Origin of the sequence: Ramlibacter aquaticus, assembly GCF_015159745.1 — a bacterium.
GTDB classification, from domain to species: Bacteria; Pseudomonadota; Gammaproteobacteria; order Burkholderiales; family Burkholderiaceae_C; genus Ramlibacter; species Ramlibacter aquaticus.
This window is the reverse complement of record NZ_JADDOJ010000003.1, coordinates 77058-93623: the sequence shown is the minus strand read 5'-3', so window position 1 is coordinate 93623 and position 16566 is coordinate 77058. Positions and strand designations below refer to the sequence as shown.

At 71.4% G+C, this 16566-nt stretch carries 16 protein-coding genes; 11 read left to right on the top strand and 5 right to left on the bottom strand.

Going from position 1 to position 16566, the window contains the following annotated elements:
- Positions 1-13: 13 nt before the first annotated feature.
- On the top strand, positions 14-1267 hold the full coding sequence (locus IM725_RS01660; RefSeq protein ID WP_193778840.1) for a lipoprotein-releasing ABC transporter permease subunit: 1254 nt from the start codon (positions 14-16) through the stop codon (positions 1265-1267).
- The gene (locus IM725_RS01655; RefSeq protein ID WP_193778825.1) at positions 1260-1940 is read left to right on the top strand and encodes an ABC transporter ATP-binding protein; all 681 of its coding nucleotides are present in this window, start codon (positions 1260-1262) and stop codon (positions 1938-1940) included. Before IM725_RS01660 ends, IM725_RS01655 begins: the two co-directional genes overlap by 8 nt.
- A gap of 32 nt (positions 1941-1972) precedes the next feature.
- Here IM725_RS01655 and IM725_RS01650 read toward each other — a convergent pair whose 3' ends face one another.
- From IM725_RS01650 to IM725_RS01635, 4 genes are read right to left on the bottom strand one after another with little or no spacing between them, the layout of a single operon-like run.
- Positions 1973-3013: a VWA domain-containing protein gene (locus IM725_RS01650; RefSeq protein WP_193778824.1), complete on the bottom strand. Its 1041-nt coding sequence runs from the start codon at positions 3011-3013 to the stop codon at positions 1973-1975.
- Positions 3010-4008 carry a DUF58 domain-containing protein gene (locus IM725_RS01645; RefSeq protein WP_193778823.1) on the bottom strand — a complete coding sequence of 333 codons (999 nt, stop codon included), beginning with the start codon at positions 4006-4008 and terminating at the stop codon, positions 3010-3012. The genes IM725_RS01650 and IM725_RS01645 overlap by 4 nt, the downstream gene beginning before the upstream one ends.
- Entirely contained in the window at positions 3989-4993 is a 1005-nt protein-coding gene (locus IM725_RS01640; RefSeq protein WP_193778822.1) for an AAA family ATPase, read from the bottom strand. The genes IM725_RS01645 and IM725_RS01640 overlap by 20 nt, the downstream gene beginning before the upstream one ends.
- 21 nt (positions 4994-5014) lie before the next feature.
- Positions 5015-6079 (bottom strand): S1C family serine protease, encoded by a 1065-nt coding sequence (locus IM725_RS01635; protein ID WP_193778821.1) that lies wholly within the window; start codon positions 6077-6079, stop codon positions 5015-5017.
- Positions 6080-6168: 89 nt separating this feature from the next.
- Between IM725_RS01635 and IM725_RS01630 the strand changes: the two genes are divergently transcribed.
- From IM725_RS01630 to IM725_RS01590, 9 genes are all read left to right on the top strand, one after another.
- A complete protein-coding gene (locus IM725_RS01630) occupies positions 6169-7002 on the top strand; it encodes a TatD family hydrolase (RefSeq protein WP_193778820.1) in 834 nt (277 codons plus the stop codon).
- Positions 6999-7760: a class I SAM-dependent methyltransferase gene (locus IM725_RS01625; RefSeq protein ID WP_193778819.1), complete on the top strand. Its 762-nt coding sequence runs from the start codon at positions 6999-7001 to the stop codon at positions 7758-7760. The genes IM725_RS01630 and IM725_RS01625 overlap by 4 nt, the downstream gene beginning before the upstream one ends.
- 10 nt (positions 7761-7770) lie before the next feature.
- Positions 7771-9561, top strand: a complete 1791-nt coding sequence (locus tag IM725_RS01620; RefSeq protein WP_193778818.1) for a GspE/PulE family protein — start codon at positions 7771-7773, stop codon at positions 9559-9561.
- Between the two features lie 70 nt (positions 9562-9631).
- Positions 9632-10123 carry a tripartite tricarboxylate transporter TctB family protein gene (locus IM725_RS01615; protein WP_193778817.1) on the top strand — a complete coding sequence of 164 codons (492 nt, stop codon included), beginning with the start codon at positions 9632-9634 and terminating at the stop codon, positions 10121-10123.
- Between the two features lie 10 nt (positions 10124-10133).
- Positions 10134-11645, top strand: a complete 1512-nt coding sequence (locus tag IM725_RS01610; protein WP_193778816.1) for a tripartite tricarboxylate transporter permease — start codon at positions 10134-10136, stop codon at positions 11643-11645.
- A 36-nt stretch (positions 11646-11681) separates the two neighbouring features.
- A complete protein-coding gene (locus IM725_RS01605; RefSeq protein WP_227753491.1) occupies positions 11682-12587 on the top strand; it encodes a DMT family transporter in 906 nt (301 codons plus the stop codon).
- Between the two features lie 144 nt (positions 12588-12731).
- Positions 12732-13529, top strand: a complete 798-nt coding sequence (locus tag IM725_RS01600) for an SDR family oxidoreductase (protein ID WP_193778814.1) — start codon at positions 12732-12734, stop codon at positions 13527-13529.
- A 114-nt stretch (positions 13530-13643) separates the two neighbouring features.
- Positions 13644-14891 carry a PQQ-dependent sugar dehydrogenase gene (locus IM725_RS01595; RefSeq protein ID WP_193778813.1) on the top strand — a complete coding sequence of 416 codons (1248 nt, stop codon included), beginning with the start codon at positions 13644-13646 and terminating at the stop codon, positions 14889-14891.
- 2 nt (positions 14892-14893) lie between these two features.
- Positions 14894-15499, top strand: a complete 606-nt coding sequence (locus IM725_RS01590; RefSeq protein WP_193778812.1) for a c-type cytochrome — start codon at positions 14894-14896, stop codon at positions 15497-15499.
- A gap of 85 nt (positions 15500-15584) precedes the next feature.
- Here IM725_RS01590 and IM725_RS01585 read toward each other — a convergent pair whose 3' ends face one another.
- On the bottom strand, positions 15585-16490 hold the full coding sequence (locus tag IM725_RS01585) for a DMT family transporter (protein WP_193778811.1): 906 nt from the start codon (positions 16488-16490) through the stop codon (positions 15585-15587).
- Positions 16491-16566: the final 76 nt, after the last annotated feature.

Genomic DNA, 16566 nt, shown 5'->3' with positions numbered 1-16566 from the left:
ACCATTCATGACGTTGCGCATCCCGTACGAACTCGCACTCGGCTGGCGCTATACGCGCGCCGGACGGGCCACCCGCCGCAACGGCTTCATCTCCTTCATCTCCGGTGTCTCCATGCTGGGCATCGCGCTGGGGGTGGCCGCGCTCATCATCGTGCTGTCGGTGATGAACGGCTTCCAGAAGGAGGTGCGCGACCGCATGCTGGGCGTGGTCGCGCACGTGGAGGTGTTCGCCGCCGGTGGCGGCGCGCTGCCCGACCTGGCCGGTGCCATCGCCCAGGTGCGCCGCCATCCGCAGGTGGTGGGCGCGGCGCCCTTCATTGCCGCGCAGGCCCTGGTGGCGCGCGGCGAGGACATGCGCGGCGCCCTGGTGCGCGGCATCGACCCCGCGCTGGAACCCGAGGTGACCGACGTGGCCGCCACCATCAAGCCCGCGCTCGCGCGCCTGGTGCCGGGCAGCTTCGGCGTCATCGTCGGGGTCGAGCTGGCGCGCCAGCTGGGGGTGCGCGAGGGCGACCCGCTCACCCTGGTGGCGCCGGGCGGCCAGGTCACGCCGGCCGGCGTGCTGCCGCGCCTGAAGCAGCTCACCGTGATCGGCACCTTCGATTCCGGCCACTACGAATTCGACAGCAGCCTGGTGATGATCAACGTGGAGGACGCGGCGAAGATCTTCCGCCTGGAAGGCCCCAGCGGGCTGCGCCTGAAGCTGCGTGACCTGAACCAGGCGCCCCAGGTGGCGGCGGAGCTGGCGCAGCAGATGGGGCCGGACGTGGTCGTGAGCGACTGGACGCGCCAGAACCGCACCTGGTTCGCCGCCGTGCAGGTCGAGAAACGCATGATGTTCATCATCCTCACGCTGATCGTCGCGGTGGCGGCCTTCAACCTGGTGAGCACGCTGGTGATGACCGTGACCGACAAGCGCGCCGACATCGCGATCCTGCGCACCCTGGGCGCGAGCCCGTCCAGCATCATGGGCATCTTCGTGGTGCAGGGCGCGGCGGTGGGCGTGATCGGCACCCTGGCCGGCCTGGGCCTGGGCCTGCTGGTGGCCTTCAACATCGACGTCATCGTGCCGGCGCTGGAACACCTCTTCCACGCCAGCTTCCTGCCCAAGGACATCTACCTCATCAGCCGCATGCCCAGCGACCCGCAGCGCGGCGACATCGTGCCCATCGCGGTCATCTCGCTGGTGCTGGCCTTCCTGGCCACGCTCTACCCGAGCTGGCGCGCCAGCCGCGTCAACCCGGCGGAGGCGCTGCGCTATGAGTGAGTTCGTGCTGCGCGCGCAGGGCCTGTCCAAGCGCTTCGCCGAGGGCGGCCTGGACGTGCAGGTGCTGCGCGGGGTGGACATGGAGGTGCGCGCGGGCGAGACCGTCGCCATCGTGGGCGCCTCGGGCTCGGGCAAGAGCACCCTGCTGCACCTGCTGGGCGGCCTGGACACGCCCAGCAGCGGCGAGGTCGAGCTGGTGGGCGAGGCCTTCTCGCGCCTGGACGCGGCCGCCCAGGGCCAGCTGCGCAACCGCCACCTGGGCTTCGTCTACCAGTTCCACCACCTGCTGCCGGAGTTCAGCGCGCTGGACAACGTGGGCATGCCGCTGCGCATACGCCGCCTGCCGCCGGCCGATTGCGCGGCGCAGGCACGTGCCACCCTGGAGGCCGTGGGCCTGGGCCACCGCCTGCACCACCGGCCGGCCGAGCTCTCCGGCGGCGAGCGCCAGCGGGTGGCGATCGCGCGCGCACTGGTCACGCGGCCGGCCTGCGTGATGGCCGACGAGCCCACCGGCAACCTGGACCGCGGCACCGCCGACGAGGTTTTCGCCATGATGCTGCGGCTGGCGCAGGACGTGGGCACCGCCTTCATCATGGTCACGCACGACGATTCGCTGGCCGCGCGCTGTGGCCGCCAGCTGCGGCTGGTGGCGGGCGTTCTGCAGACGCACTGACCGGCCCGGGCAGCGGCTGCGCCGCTGGGCCTTCAGAGGATGCGGTTGAACCAGAACAGCGAGAGCCCGGCCGAGAGCAGGGCCAGCACCGCCGCCGCCATCGCGAACAGGGCCGAGATCTCGGTCTCCTTCTTCTCCAGCGTGAGCTTGGAGCTGAGCGACTCGTAGACCTTGTGCAGGTCTTCCGCGGTGCCGGCGTAGAAGTACTCGGCGCCGGTCTTGTTGGCGATGGCCTTGAGCGTCTCCTCGTCCAGCCGCACGCGCATGGACCAGCCCTCGAAGCCGATGGTCTCGCCGTCCACCGTGCCTATGCCCACGGTGTAGACCTTCACCCCGCGGTCGGCCGCCACCTTGGCGGCGTCCAGCGGGTCCACGCCGGTGGTGCGCTGGCCGTCGGTGAGCATGATGATCGCGGCCGAGGAGAAGGAGCCCGGCGCCACCGGCGTGAAGTCCTTCTTCTCCTTGCGCTCGGCGTCGATGGCGGTGCCGCGCTGGCGGTCGCGGCCCGACTGCAGGGAAGCCAGGTCGATGCCCGCGTCCGGGAACAGCGTGGCCAGCGAGATGACGATCGCGTTGCCCGTGGCCGTGGCGCGCTGCAGCTGGAAGCGGTCGATGGCGGTGACCAGGTCCTCGCGGTTGGTGGTGGGCAGCTGCGCCACCTGGGCCGAGCCGGCGAAGGCGACGATGCCGACCTTCACATGGCGCGGCAGCTGCTTGAGGAAGGCCTTGGCCGCGTTCTGCGCCGCTTCCAGCCGGCTGGGCAGCACGTCGGTGGCGCGCATGGAGCCGGAGACGTCCATGGCCAGGATGATGGTCTGCTGGTTGGAGGGCAGCAGCACCACCGCCATGGGCCGCGCCGCCGCCACGCACAGCGTGGCGATGGCCAGCAGGAACAGCACCGGCGGCACGTGGCGGCGCCAGCCCGGCCCGCTGCCCAGGGCCTCGCGCACGATGGCCAGCGAGGCGTAGCGCACCGCCAGCTTGCGCTTGCGGCCCAGCAGCCAGAGGTAGAGAACCACCAGCAGCGGCAGCGCGGCGAGGAACCACAGGTTCTGGGGCCAGAGGAAGTTCATGCGGCCGCCTGCAGGTGGGCCGGGAACCCGGCGCCGGAGGACAGGCGCGAGCGGCGCCTGCGCATCTCGGCGAAGCGCAGCACGGCCTCGGCAAGGTCGCCTCCGGTGGACAGCTCCAGCGCGTCCACGCCGGCCTGCGCCAGCGCGGCACGCAGCTCGGCCTCGCGCTGTGCGGCCACCCGGGCGAAGCGGCGTCGGAAGCCCGCGTCGTGCGTGTCCACCAGCAGCTGCTCGCCCGTCTCGGCGTCGCGCAGCGTCAGCAGGCCCAGGTCGGGGATGTCCAGCTCCATGGGGTCCAGCACGCGCACCGCGACCACCTCGTGGCGTTGCGCCAGCTGGGCCAGCGCGCGCTCCCAGCCCGGTTCGCTGATGAAATCGGAGACGACGAAGATCGTGGAGCGGCGCCGCACCAGGGCGGCGGCCGCCTGCAGCAGGTCGTGCAGGCGGGTGGGGCCCTGGGCCTGCGTCGCCGGGCGCTGCTGGATCGCGTCCAGGATGTGCAGCACGTGGCGGCGGCCGGCGCGGCTGGGGATGAAGCGATCCACGCCGCTGCCGTAGAGCACCGCGCCCACGCGGTTGCCGTGCCGCGTCAGCATGCGCGCCAGCACGGCCACGAACTCGGCCGACACGTTGCGCTTGCGCTGCTCGCCCGAGCCGAAGTCCACCGAGGGGCTGAGGTCGACCAGGAACCAGGCCGCCATCTCGCGGTCCTCGGTGAAGACGCGCACGTGCGGCTGCTGCAGCCGGGCGGTCACGTTCCAGTCGATGTGGCGCACGTCGTCGTGGTGCTGGTACTCGCGCAGGTCGGCCAGGTCCAGCCCGGCGCCGCGCATCAGGGTGCGGTAGTCGCCCTGCAGCAGGCCGTCCAGGCGGCGGATCACGGTCCACTCCAGGCGCCTGAGCACCTGCTCGGCCTGGCCGGCCACGGGCGCGGCGGCCTGGGGCGCCGGCTCGGCGGGCGCGGGACCGCGCAGCTTACGCAGCCAGCTTTTCATGTTCCAGCGGTTTGGCAGGGGCGGGGATGCGCGCCATCACCTTGCCCACGATGGCGTCGGCCGACAGGCCCTGCGAGAGCGCCTCGTAGGAGAGCACCAGCCGGTGGCGCAGCACGTCGGCGACCAGGTCGGTCATGTCCTCGGGCAGGGCATAGGTGCGGCCGCGCAGCATGGCCAGCGCCCGCGCGCCCTCGACCAGGCTGATGGTGCCGCGCGGGCTGGCACCGAAGGTGATGAAGGGCACGAGTTCCTTCAGGCCGTGCCGGTCGGGCCAGCGCGTGGCCGACACCAGCTTGACCGCGTACTGCACCAGCGAGGGATCGACATAGACGCGCCGGCATTCCTGCTGCAGGGCCGCGAGCTGCTCGGTGCTGGCCACCGCGGACACCTCGACCGCCGGGCCGGTGACCCGCTCGACGATCACGTACTCCTCCTCGTCGGTCGGGTAGTCGACCAGCACCTTCATCATGAAGCGGTCGACCTGGGCCTCGGGCAGCGGGTAGGTGCCCTCGGTCTCGATCGGGTTCTGGGTCGCCATGACGACGAAGGGCCGCGGCACCTTGTGCGTCTCGCCGGCGATGGTGACCTGCCGCTCCTGCATGACCTCCAACAGCGCGCTCTGCACCTTGGCGGGCGCGCGGTTGATCTCGTCGGCCAGCAGCAGGTTGGTGAACACCGGGCCCAGCGAGGTGCTGAAGTCGCCGCTCTTCTGGTTGTACATGCGCGTGCCCACCAGGTCGGCGGGCACCAGGTCGGGCGTGAACTGGATGCGCTTGAACTGCCCGCGCATGGTGTTGGCCAGGGTCTTCACGGTCAGCGTCTTGGCCAGCCCCGGCACGCCCTCCACCAGCAGGTGCCCCTGGGCCAGCAGCGCGACCATCACGCGCTCCAGGAAGCGGTCCTGGCCGACCACCACGCGCTTGACCTCGTAGAGGATCTGCTCCATCAGCTGGGCGGTGTCTGCGTCCTGGCGGGTGGCTGTCATGGGTGTGGCGGTCCTCGGGGTTCAGAACGGGGGCAGGCCGGCGGCCTGGGCGGCGTTCTCGATGGGCACGGCGAAGCCGATGCCGATGAAGGTGCGTGCGCTGGTCGGGTTGAGGATGGCGGTGACGATGCCCACCACCTCGCCGTCCATGGTCACCAGCGGGCCGCCGGAGTTGCCGGGGTTGGCGGCGGCGTCGAACTGGATGAGGTTGGTCATCTCCTGCTTGCCCTCGGGCGAGCGGAAGGCGCGCTTGAGGCCGGACACCACGCCGCCCGAGGCGGAGGGGCCGATGCCGAAGGGAAAGCCCACCGCCAGCACCTTGTCGCCGGGCGCGAGGTCGGCGGTGGAGCGCAGGGTGGCGGGGATCAGGTCGTCCGGCAGCTTGTGCGCCTGCAGCACGGCGAGGTCGTTCTCGGGCTGCACGCCTGTGATCGCGGCGTCGGCCTCCAGGCCGTCGGCGAAGGTGACCTTGACATGGTCGGCCCCCGAGACCACGTGCAGGTTGGTGAGGATCACGCCCTTGTCGACGATCACCACGCCGGTGCCCACGCCGGACTCGACCTCCTCGTCGGGCCCGCCGTCGGCGGTGGCGTCGGTGGCCGGGCCCAGCGGCTTGGGCACGTGCGGCCGGCCGTGCGGGCCGGCGGCCTCGCGGTGCGCCTCGGCCACCCGGCTGCGCTTCACGTAGCTGACCACGCGCACCACGGAGGGCTGGATCTTCTCGTACGCACGGGCGTACTCGGAGGGCATCACCTGCGTCTCCAGCGTCTTCATGACGGCGGCGTTGATGTCCTTCTGGGTGATGCGGTGGATGCCGTTGCGCTGCGACTGCACCCAGCTGAAGGCCAGCAGGCCCGCCAGCAGCAGGATGGCCAGCCACAGCAGGCGCGGGCTGGCCAGGGTGTTCGCGACCCGCTGGCGACGGCTGGGCGCGGCGGGGGCGGGGATGTCAGCGGGCTCGGCGGGAGCCGCTGCGGTTGCGGCGGCCTGTGCCGGGCCGGCAGGCGCTGGCGACCCGTCCATGGAGCGGGCGCCGCCCGCGGGGCGTTCCGTGCGGCTCGAACTGTAGAGGGCCGTCCTGCGCATGCGCTCTCACCTGCAAGAGTGAAATCGCACGGTATCACGGTTTGCCGGCGGCTGCACGGTGCCCGCGGGCCTTCGGGCATGATCGCGACATGGCCGCATGGATTGATACACATTGCCACCTGGACGCGCCCGAATTCGACGCCGACCGGGACGCCGTGCGCGAACGGGCGCGCGCCGCCGGGGTGGCGCACTGCATCCTGCCGGCCGTGGACTGCGGCAACTTCCAGGCCGTGCGCGAGCTGGCCCACCGCCACGGGGACAGCTATGCGCTGGGCATCCACCCCTTGTTCACGCCGCAGGCCCGGGACGCCGACCTGGACCAGCTCGACCGGGCGCTGGCCCAGGCCCGCGACGACCCGCGGCTGGTGGCCGTGGGCGAGATCGGGCTGGACTACTTCGTGCCGCACCTGGACGCCGCGCGCCAGGAGCATTTCTATGCCGAGCAGCTGGGCCTGGCGAGTCGCCACGGCCTGCCCGTGATCGTGCACGTGCGGCGTTCGGCCGACCGGCTGCTGCGCCAGCTGCGGCGCATTCCGGTGCGCGGCATCGCCCATGCCTTCAACGGCAGCCTGCACCAGGCGCGCGAGTTCGTGCGGCTGGGCTTCAAGCTCGGCTTCGGCGGCACGCTCACCTTCGAGCGCGCGCTGCAGGTGCGCCGACTGGCGGCCGAGCTGCCGCTGTCCGCCCTGGTGCTGGAGACGGATTCGCCCGACATCCCGCCGCACTGGCTCTACCGCACGGCGGGCGAACGCGAGGGCGGCCAGCCCCAGGGCCGCAACGAGCCGGCCGAGCTGCCGCGCATCGCGGCGGTGCTGGCCGGCCTGCGCGGCATGGACACGGCCGAGCTGGCGGCCGCCAGCCGCGCCAACGCCGCCGAGGCCCTGCCGCGCCTGGCACCCCTGCTCGCGGGCGTGGCCGCATGAAGGCCGCCAAGACCCGCCCGGCCGAGCTGCCGGAGGTGAACTTCTCCGACTACGGCGACGCGCGCTACCTGCACCTGGGCACCGAATGGGTGCAGGGCTCCATGCGTCGCACCAAGCCCTTCGACCTGCACCTGGAGTACGTGCAGCGCATGATGGCCTGGCTGCTGTTCGTGGACGCCGACACGGTGGCCGAGCGGCACGCGATGCAGCTCGGCCTGGGCGCCGCATCGCTGACCAAGTTCTGCTGGCGAAAGCTGCGCATGCGCACCACCGCCATCGAGCTCAATCCCCAGGTGGTGGCGGCCTGCCGCCTCTGGTTCCGCCTGCCCGAGGACGACGAGCGGTTGTCGGTGGTCCTGGGCGACGCGGGCGAGGTGGTGGCCCACGAACATTGGCGCGGCGAGGTCGACGCCCTGCAGGTGGACCTGTACGACCACCAGGCCGCGGCCCCGGTGCTGGACAGCCAGGCCTTCTACGCCGACTGCCGGCGCCTGCTCACGGCCGACGGCTGCATGACGGTGAACCTCTTCGGCCGCGATGCCAGTTACGAGCGCAGCCTGGCGCGCATCGTGGCGGCCTTCGGCGAGGACTGCGTCTGGGCCTTCCGGCCGACGCGCGAGGGCAACACCATCGTGCTGGCCCTGCGCGAGGCGCGCCACCCGGTGCGCGGCGAGCTTGCCCGGCAGGCGGAGATCATTGAAACTCGATGGGGCCTGCCGGCGCGAAAGTGGCTGCGGGTCTTCAAGCCCGTCCGATGACACTTCCCGCATGACGCTCCCCGCCACCCCGCCGAGTTCCCGCAAGGCCGCGGCGCAGGGCCCCCTGGACTGGCGCCGCCTGGTCGAGTGGCTGGCGCAGGACGGCGTGATCTCGCAGGCCGAGGCCCAGCGCACCATCGGCCGCTGCTCGCAGGCCGAGAGCGCGCAGCACCCCCTGGTGCGGCTGGCCGCGGTCGCCATGCAGCGCGCGGCCGACGGCAAGGCGCTGGACATCGAGGCCATCACGCAGTGGCTGGCCACCCGGACCGGGCTGGACTACCTGCGCATCGACCCGCTCAAGGTGGACGTGGGCAAGGTGGCGGACACCATGAGCGCGGCCTATGCCGAACGGCATCGCGTGCTGCCGGTGCAGGTGACGCCCACCGAAGTGGTGGTGGCCACCTCCGAGCCCTTCCTCACCGACTGGGTGGACGAGGTCCAGCGTCAGGCGCGCCGCGGGGTGCGCCGGGTGCTGGCCAGCCCGCAGGACATCCAGCGCTACACCGCCGAATTCTTCGCCCTGGCCAAGTCGGTGCGCGCGGCGCAGAAGTCCGGCGGCGGCACCGGCCCCGCGAGCTTCGAGCAGCTGGTGGAGCTGGGCCGCAGCAACCGCCAGCTGGACGCCAACGACCAGGGCGTGGTGCAGGTGGTGGACTGGCTCTGGACCTACGCCTTCGACCAGCGGGCCAGCGACATCCACCTGGAGCCGCGGCGCGAGCAGGGCGTGATCCGCTTCCGCATCGACGGCGTGCTGCACCCGGTCTACCAGATGCCCCAGGGCGTGCTCAACGCCATGATCGCCCGCATCAAGCTGCTGGGCCGCATGGACGTGGTCGAGAAGCGCCGCCCGCAGGACGGCCGCATCAAGACGCGCAACGCGCGCGGCGACGAGGTCGAGATGCGGCTGTCGACCCTGCCCACGGCCTTCGGCGAGAAGATGGTGATGCGCATCTTCGACCCCGACGCCACGGTGAAGAACCTGGACGCGCTGGGCTTCTCCGCCCATGACGCCGAGCGCTGGGAGCAGCTGGTCGCGCGGCCGCATGGCATCGTGCTGGTCACCGGCCCCACCGGCTCGGGCAAGACCACCACCCTGTACGCCACGCTCAAGCGCCTGGCCACGGAAGAGGTGAACGTCAGCACCGTGGAAGACCCGATCGAGATGATCGAGCCGGCCTTCAACCAGACCCAGGTGCAGGCCCAGCTGGACTTCGGCTTCACCGAGGGCCTGCGCGCCCTGATGCGGCAGGACCCGGACATCATCATGGTCGGCGAGATCCGCGACCTGGCCACCGCCGAGATGGCGGTGCAGGCCGCGCTCACCGGCCACCTGGTCTTCTCCACCCTGCACACCAACGACGCGCCCTCGGCCGTCACGCGCCTGATGGAGCTGGGCATCCCGCCCTACCTGCTCAACGCCACCTTGCTGGGCGTGCTGGCGCAGCGCCTGGTGCGCACGCTCTGCGCCAACTGCCGCGTGGCCGTGCCAGCGCCGCGCCGCGAGGACCTGGACGAGGTGGTCAAGCCGTGGAAGGTGAGCGGCGGCTACAAGCCCTTCCAGCCGGTGGGCTGCGTGGAGTGCCGCATGACGGGTTTCCGGGGCCGCATGGGCCTGTACGAGCTGCTGTGCGTGAGCGAGGCCTTCAAGGAGAAGGTGGCCCACGATCCGTCCATGGCCACGCTGAGGCGCCAGGCCGTCGCCGACGGCATGCGGCCGCTGCGGCTCGCCGGCGCGCTGCGCGTGGCCGAGGGGCTGACCACGCTGGAGGAAGTGCTCAGCACCACGCCACCGCTCGAATGAGCGCCGTGGCCCGCGCCGGCGCCCGCCGGCCGTGCCATCCCCTTCGTCTGCATTTCGAGGTTCGCAAGGCATGAAGATCAAGAGCGAGCAGGACTTCTTCTCAGGACTCATGTTCCTCATCGCCGGGCTGGCCTTCGCCTTCGGGGCCACGCGCTATGCCCTGGGCGAGGGGGCGCACATGGGCCCGGGTTACTTCCCGCTGGTGCTGGGCCTGCTGCTGGCGGCGCTGGGCGCCTTCATCCTGTTCGGCTCGCTGGTGGTCGAGACCGAGAACGGCGAACCGGTGGGGCGCTGGGCCTGGCGGCCGCTGCTCTTCGTGATCGGGGCCAACCTGCTTTTCGGCGTGCTGGTGGGTGGCCTGCCAGCGTTCGGCCTGCCGGCGATGGGCCTCATCGTCGCGATCTACGTGCTCACCTTCATCGCCAGCCTGGCGCAGAAGGGCAACTTCCACTGGAAGCCGGTGCTGCTGCTGGCCACGGTGCTGGCCTTCGGCAGCTGGGCCGGCTTCGTCGGCGTGCTCAAGCTGCAGCTGCAGGTCTGGCCGGCCTTCCTGACGGGTTGAGGGCGGCGGCATGGACCTGTTCCACAACCTCGCGCTGGGCTTCGCCACCGCGGCCACGCCGCCGAACCTGCTGTACGGCTTCATGGGCTGCCTGCTGGGGACGCTGATCGGCGTGCTGCCCGGCATCGGCCCGGTGGCCACCATCGCCATGCTGCTGCCGGCCACCTACGCGCTGCCGCCGGTGTCCGCGCTCATCATGCTCTCGGGCATCTACTACGGCGCGCAGTACGGCGGCTCCACCACCGCGATCCTGGTCAACCTGCCGGGCGAGTCGTCCTCGGTGGTGACCTGCATCGACGGCCACCAGATGGCGCGCCAGGGCCGCGCCGGGCCCGCGCTGGCGGCGGCGGGCATCGGCTCCTTCTTCGCCGGCTGCGTGGGCACGCTGATGCTGGCGGCCTTCGCCGCGCCGCTGACGGCGCTGGCCTTCCGCTTCGGCCCGGCCGAGTACTTCTCGCTGATGATCCTGGGCCTGATCGGCGCGGTGGTGCTGGCCTCGGGCTCGCTGGTCAAGGCCATCGCCATGATCGTGCTGGGCCTGCTGCTGGGGCTGGTCGGCACGGACGTGAATTCCGGCGTGGCCCGCTATTCCTTCGACATCCCCGAGCTCACCGACGGCATCGGCTTCGTGGTGGTGGCCATGGGCGTGTTCGGCTATGGCGAGATCATCAGCAACCTGGCCCGGCCCGCGGCCGAGCGCGAGGTGCTGGGCGCGGGCCTGTCCACGCTGTGGCCCACGCGGCAGGACGTGCGCACCATGGTGCCCGCAATCCTGCGCGGCACGGCGCTGGGCGCCCTGCTGGGCGTGCTGCCGGGCGGCGGCGCGCTGCTCGCCTCCTTCGCCTCCTACGCGCTGGAGAAGCGGGTGCGCGGCCGCCCGGGCGAACTGCCCTTCGGGCGCGGCAACATCCGCGGCGTTGCGGCCCCCGAGTCGGCCAACAACGCGGGGGCGCAGACCTCCTTCATCCCGCTGCTGACCCTGGGCATCCCGCCGAACGCGGTGATGGCACTGATGGTTGGCGCGATGACCCTGCACAACATCCAGCCCGGCCCGCAGGTGATGGCCAGCAACCCCGAGCTGTTCTGGGGCCTGGTCGTCTCCATGTGGCTGGGCAACCTGATGCTGCTCGTGCTGAACCTGCCGCTGATCGGCCTGTGGGTGCGGCTGCTGCGCGTGCCCTACCGCTACCTGTTCCCGGCCATCGTGCTGTTCTGCGCCATCGGTGTCTACGCCACCAACAACAACACCTTCGACGTCTGGATGGTGGCGCTGTTCGGCGTCGTCGGCTATGTGTTCAGCCAACTGGGCTGCGAGCCCGCGCCCCTGCTGCTGGGCTTCATCCTGGGCCCCATGATGGAAGAGAACCTGCGCCGCGCGCTGCTGCTCTCGCGCGGCGACTGGACCGTGCTGGTGACGCGGCCGATCTCGGCCGGGCTGCTGGTGGCGGCCGGCATCCTGGTGCTCATGGTGGCCCTGCCCACCATCAAGGCGCGCCGCCAGGAGGCTTTCGTGGAGGACTGAGCAGGCCGGGCGCGGGGGCGGCGACAATCCATGCCGATGTCCCAGAATGCCCGTGCTTCCCTTCCCGGTCTCCTGATGGCGCTCGCGGGCGCCATCGCCTTTTCTGGCAAGGCCATCATCGTCAAGCTGGCCTACCGCGTGGGCGGCGTGGACGCCGTCTCGCTGATCATGCTGCGCATGCTGTTCGCGCTGCCGCTGTTCGCCGGCATGGCCTGGTGGGCCAGCCGGGGCCGCCCGCGCCTGGCCGGGCGCGACTGGCTGGGCGTGGTCGGCCTGGGCGTCTCGGGCTACTACCTGGCGAGCTTCCTGGATTTCGCCGGCCTGCAGTACATCACCGCCTCGCTGGAGCGGCTCATCCTGTACCTCAACCCCACGCTGGTGATGCTGCTGGGCTGGCTGCTGCACGGCAAGCGCTTCAGCCGCCGCCAGCTGGCGGGCATGGCCCTGAGCTATGCCGGGGTGATGCTGGTCTTCGGCCACGAGGTCGGCTTCGGCGGCCACGACGCGGCGCTGGGCGCGCTGCTGGTCTTCCTCAGCACCATCAGCTATGCGATCTACCTGGTGTACTCGGGCGAGATGGTGCAGCGCCTGGGCTCGCTGCGCCTGGTGGGCCTGGCGACCAGCGTGGCCTGCCTGTGCTGCATCGCGCAGTTCGTGCTGCTGCGGCCTGTGTCCAGCGCGCTGGCCGTGGCGCCGGCCATCGTCTGGCTGTCGGTGCTCAACGCCACGCTGTGCACGGCCGTGCCGGTGCTGCTGGTGATGATGGCCATTGAGCGCATGGGGGCCGCCGCCACCGCCCAGACCGGCATGGTGGGCCCGCTGGCGACCATCCTCATGGGCGTGGTGGTGCTGGGCGAGCCCTTCACGGCCTGGATCGCGGCCGGCACGGTGCTGGTGATCGCCGGCATCACCGTGTTCACGCGCGCACCCCGGCCGGCCTGAGGCGAGGGCAGACGCGTTCGAGCTCAAGGGCTGCGGGTGCGCGACGGGGCCGGCCCCGCAAGGCTGCGAGAATTTGGCTTCGGGCACTGCGGCAAACGCGTGCCCCTGCGTTGCAATCAACTCTTTCAAGGACGGCAGGACACCATGGATCTGGGTATCACGGGCAAGTGGGCGCTGGTGGGCGGCGCCAGCAAGGGGCTGGGCTTCGGTTGCGCACAGGCGCTGTCGCGCGAGGGCGTGAACGTGGTGCTGGTGGCGCGCGGCGCCGAGGCGCTGGCGCAGGCCGTGGCGGCGCTGAAGGCGGACCCGCAGCGGCCCGCCGCGGCCGAGGTGCTCTCGGTTGCCTGCGACATCACCACGCCCGAGGGGCGGGCGCAGATCTTCGCGCTGCGCCGCGACTGGGACATCGTGGTCACCAACGCGGGCGGCCCGCCGCCCGGCGACTTCCGCGACTGGGATCGTGACACCTGGATCCAGGCGGTGGACGCGAACATGCTCACGCCGATCGAGCTCATCAAGGCGACGGTCGATGGGATGGCGGCGCGCGGCTTCGGCCGCATCGTGAATATCACCTCCAGCTCGGTGAAGGCGCCCATCGACATCCTGGGCCTGTCGAACGGCGCGCGCAGCGGCCTGACCGGCTTCGTCGCCGGCGTGGCCCGCATGCAGAAGCTCGCGGCCGCCAACGTGACCATCAACAACCTGCTGCCCGGCGCCTTCGACACCGACCGCCTCAAGGCTACGCTGGCCGGCGCGGTGAAGCGCACCGGCCAGCCCCTGGAGACCATCGCCGACAGCCGCCGCAAGGCGATCCCGGCGCAGCGCTTCGGCCAGCCGCCCGAATTCGGCGCCACCTGCGCCTTCCTGTGCAGCCAGCACGCGGGCTACATCACCGGGCAGAACGTGCTCATCGATGGCGGGGCCTATCCGGGAACCTACTGAGCCCGCAGGGGTCGCGCCGCGGGCTTGGGCATGACAAGATGGGCCTCGACCCGCCGGTGCCACGGCCTGGCGGGCGATGTCGTGCCACAGGCACCCACCATGAGGAGACACCCCATGAAGAAGCTCAGGTCCATCGCCCTGGCGCTGGCGGCCACCGCCCTCGCGCTCGGTTCGGTGGCTGCGCATGCGCAGTTGAAGCAATACGACTCCACGAACAAGAAGTTCTGGGAGAACCCGCCACCCGACTGGTTCCTGGGTGACGAGACCCAGGCCCAGAAGGGCCTCGCGCCGCCCGCAGGCCCGGCCCTGCCCGCGTCGATGGAAGAGCTGCAGAAGAACCTGCAGGCGGTGAAGCTGCCCAAGGGCTTCAAGATCGAGGTCTACGCGCAGGGCGTGCCCAGCGCGCGCCAGATGGCCTGGGGCGACAAGGGCACCCTGTTCGTCGGCTCCTTCGCCGCGGCCAGCGTCTACGCCATCGTGGACAACGGCGGCAAGAAGGAGGTCAAGACCATCCTCAAGGGCATGAAGATGCCCACCGGCATCGCCTTCCGCGACGGCGCGCTCTACGTCGCCGACATCGACCGCATCCTCAAGTACGAGAACGCCGAGGCCAACCTCGACAAGATGCCCGAGCCCAAGGTCGTCTACGACGACATGCCCAAGTACATCCCGCACGGCTGGAAGTACCTGACCTTCGACAAGGACGGCTGGCTCTACGTGCCCTTCGGCCCGCCGTGCAACGAGTGCCTGCCGCCCACCAGCCTGTCGCAGGTGCGCCGCGTCAATCCGGCCGACGGCACCGCCGAGATCGTGGCCCTGGGCGTGCGCAACAGCGTGGGTGGGGACATCGACCCGCGCAGCGGCCAGTACTGGTTCACCGAGAACGCGCGCGACTGGATCAGCGACGACCTGCCCAACGACAAGCTCAACCGCGTCGCGCGCATCGGCTCGCACTACGGCTACCCGTACTGCCACCAGGGCGACATCCCCGACCCGAAGTACGCCATGGGCCACAAGTGCTCGGAGTTCGTGCCGCCGGTCGCCAAGCTGGGCGCGCACGTGGCGCCGCTGGGCATGAAGTTCTACACCGGCAGCCAGTTCCCGGCCGAGTACAAGAACAACATCCTGATCGCCGAGCACGGCTCCTGGAACCGCCACAAGTACCAGGGCGGCCGCATCATGCGCGTGATCACCGATCCGGAGGGCAAGAAGGTCAAGCAGGAGGAGTTCGCCACCGGCTGGATCAACGGCGACCAGTCCTACACCGGCCGCCCCGCCGACGTCGTGCTGGCCAAGGACGGCTCCATGCTCGTGTCCGACGACTGGGCCGGCGCGGTCTACCGCATCAGCTACGGCAAGTGACGGTGCGGCAGTCCCTTCGCGCGCTGGCACTGGCCCTGGCCACGACGGCCCTGGCCGGCGGGGCGCTGCCCGCGGCCGCGCAGCAGGCGGTGCCCGCGGCGGTGCAGGCCTGCGTGGCCTGCCACGGCGCGGAGGGCATCTCCCAGATGCCCGGCGTGCCTTCGCTGGCCGGCCAGCCCGAGGGCTTCCTGCAGTGGCAGCTGGTGTTCTTCCGCAACGGCGTGCGCCACAACCCAGTGATGGAACCCATCGCCGGCGCGCTCAAGGACGACGACATCCGCGTGGCGGCCGGCTTCTTCGCCAAGAAGCCGCCCGCGCCGCTGTCCTCGGCCGCGGTGGACGGCGACGCCGTCTACCAGGCCGGGCTGAAGCTGGTCCGCGCGAACCGCTGCGCGGCCTGCCACAAGGACGACTTCTCCGGCGGGCAGGCAGCGGGCCGCCTCGCCGGCCAGCGCGAGGAGTACCTGCTCAAGGCGCTGCGCGACTACAAGGCCGGTGCGCGCACCGGCGGCGGGGTCGCGCAGATGGCCGACGTGGTGTACCCGCTGGGCGACGAGGACCTCAAGACGCTGGCGCACACCATGGCGCTGTGGCGGCCGGGGTCCTGAGGCGCCATGCTGCGCGCGCCGTACGGCGCGTGGCCCGGACCCGACGGCGCCAAGGGGCCGCTTTTTTTGCTCCCGCGCCCCCGCCTCAGGCGCGGCGTCGCGACGAGAGCACGATGCCGCCCACGATCAGCGCGAAGGCCAGCACGTGGTACAGGTGCGGCACCTCGCCCAGCAGGGTGGCCGACATCACGGCCGTGAACAGCGGCGTCAGGTTGGCGAAGAAGCCGGCCACGCTGGGCCCCATGGCCTGAACGCCCAGGCCCCAGCAGCGGTAGGCCAGCACCGCCGGCCCCACGGCCACGTACGCCAGCGCCGCCACCAGCGGCCAGCCCCAGTGGATCTGCGCGTCGCTGAACTGCCATTCGGCGGCCGCGAACAGCCCCGACCAGGCCAGGCCGTAGGCGATCTGTGCCATGAGGAAGGCGGCCCAGTCGGCGCGGATCGCCGGCGGATCGCCCGGCCGCACCAGCAGCCAGCTGTAGAAGGCCCAGGCGGCGGTGGCCAGCAGCACGTAGAAATCGCCCGGCACCAGCCGCACGTGCAGCAGGGTGTCCAGGTCGCCGCGGCTGAGCACCGTGAGCACGCCCACGATGGACAGCAGGCCGCCGGCCCACTGCCGCGCCTGCACCGGCTGGCCGAAGAAGAGGGCGCCCACCACCAGCATCCAGATCGGCATGCTGGCGGCCACCAGGGTCACGTTCAGGGGCGTGGAGGTCTTGAGCGCCAGGTACTGCAGCGCGTTGTAGCAGCCCACGCCCAGCAGCCCCAGCACGGAGAAGCGCCGCCACTTCGTCCACAGCCCCGAGCCGGGCCGCAGCACCCAGCCCGCCAGCGGCAGCAGGATGAGGAAGGCCAGCGCCCAGCGCATGAAGTTCAGCGTGGCCGGCGGCACCAGGCCGTTCACCAGCCGGCCGGTCACCGCGTTCCCGGCCCACAGCAGCGGCGGCAGCGTCAGCAGGAAGGCGATGCGGGGCGTGAGGCGCTGGGTCATGGGCAGCCCGCACTCTACCCGAGCGCCCGCGGTGCGCGCCGGTCCGGCGCGCCTGTCCCGGCGCCGGGCGGCGCGG

What these genes read in the sequence shown, in the direction of transcription:
- IM725_RS01615 (WP_193778817.1), top strand. Translation starts at nt 9,632, where the DNA reads ATGAAGATCAAGAGCGAGCAGGACTTCTTCTCAGGACTCATGTTCCTC.
- IM725_RS01585 (WP_193778811.1), bottom strand. Translation starts at nt 16,490, where the DNA reads ATGACCCAGCGCCTCACGCCCCGCATCGCCTTCCTGCTGACGCTGCCG.
- IM725_RS01650 (WP_193778824.1), bottom strand. Translation starts at nt 3,013, where the DNA reads ATGAACTTCCTCTGGCCCCAGAACCTGTGGTTCCTCGCCGCGCTGCCG.
- IM725_RS01655 (WP_193778825.1), top strand. Translation starts at nt 1,260, where the DNA reads ATGAGTGAGTTCGTGCTGCGCGCGCAGGGCCTGTCCAAGCGCTTCGCC.
- IM725_RS01635 (WP_193778821.1), bottom strand. Translation starts at nt 6,079, where the DNA reads ATGCGCAGGACGGCCCTCTACAGTTCGAGCCGCACGGAACGCCCCGCG.
- IM725_RS01595 (WP_193778813.1), top strand. Translation starts at nt 13,644, where the DNA reads ATGAAGAAGCTCAGGTCCATCGCCCTGGCGCTGGCGGCCACCGCCCTC.
- IM725_RS01610 (WP_193778816.1), top strand. Translation starts at nt 10,134, where the DNA reads ATGGACCTGTTCCACAACCTCGCGCTGGGCTTCGCCACCGCGGCCACG.
- IM725_RS01640 (WP_193778822.1), bottom strand. Translation starts at nt 4,993, where the DNA reads ATGACAGCCACCCGCCAGGACGCAGACACCGCCCAGCTGATGGAGCAG.
- IM725_RS01625 (WP_193778819.1), top strand. Translation starts at nt 6,999, where the DNA reads ATGAAGGCCGCCAAGACCCGCCCGGCCGAGCTGCCGGAGGTGAACTTC.
- IM725_RS01600 (WP_193778814.1), top strand. Translation starts at nt 12,732, where the DNA reads ATGGATCTGGGTATCACGGGCAAGTGGGCGCTGGTGGGCGGCGCCAGC.
- IM725_RS01605 (WP_227753491.1), top strand. Translation starts at nt 11,682, where the DNA reads ATGTCCCAGAATGCCCGTGCTTCCCTTCCCGGTCTCCTGATGGCGCTC.
- IM725_RS01620 (WP_193778818.1), top strand. Translation starts at nt 7,771, where the DNA reads ATGACGCTCCCCGCCACCCCGCCGAGTTCCCGCAAGGCCGCGGCGCAG.
- IM725_RS01645 (WP_193778823.1), bottom strand. Translation starts at nt 4,008, where the DNA reads ATGAAAAGCTGGCTGCGTAAGCTGCGCGGTCCCGCGCCCGCCGAGCCG.
- IM725_RS01630 (WP_193778820.1), top strand. Translation starts at nt 6,169, where the DNA reads ATGGCCGCATGGATTGATACACATTGCCACCTGGACGCGCCCGAATTC.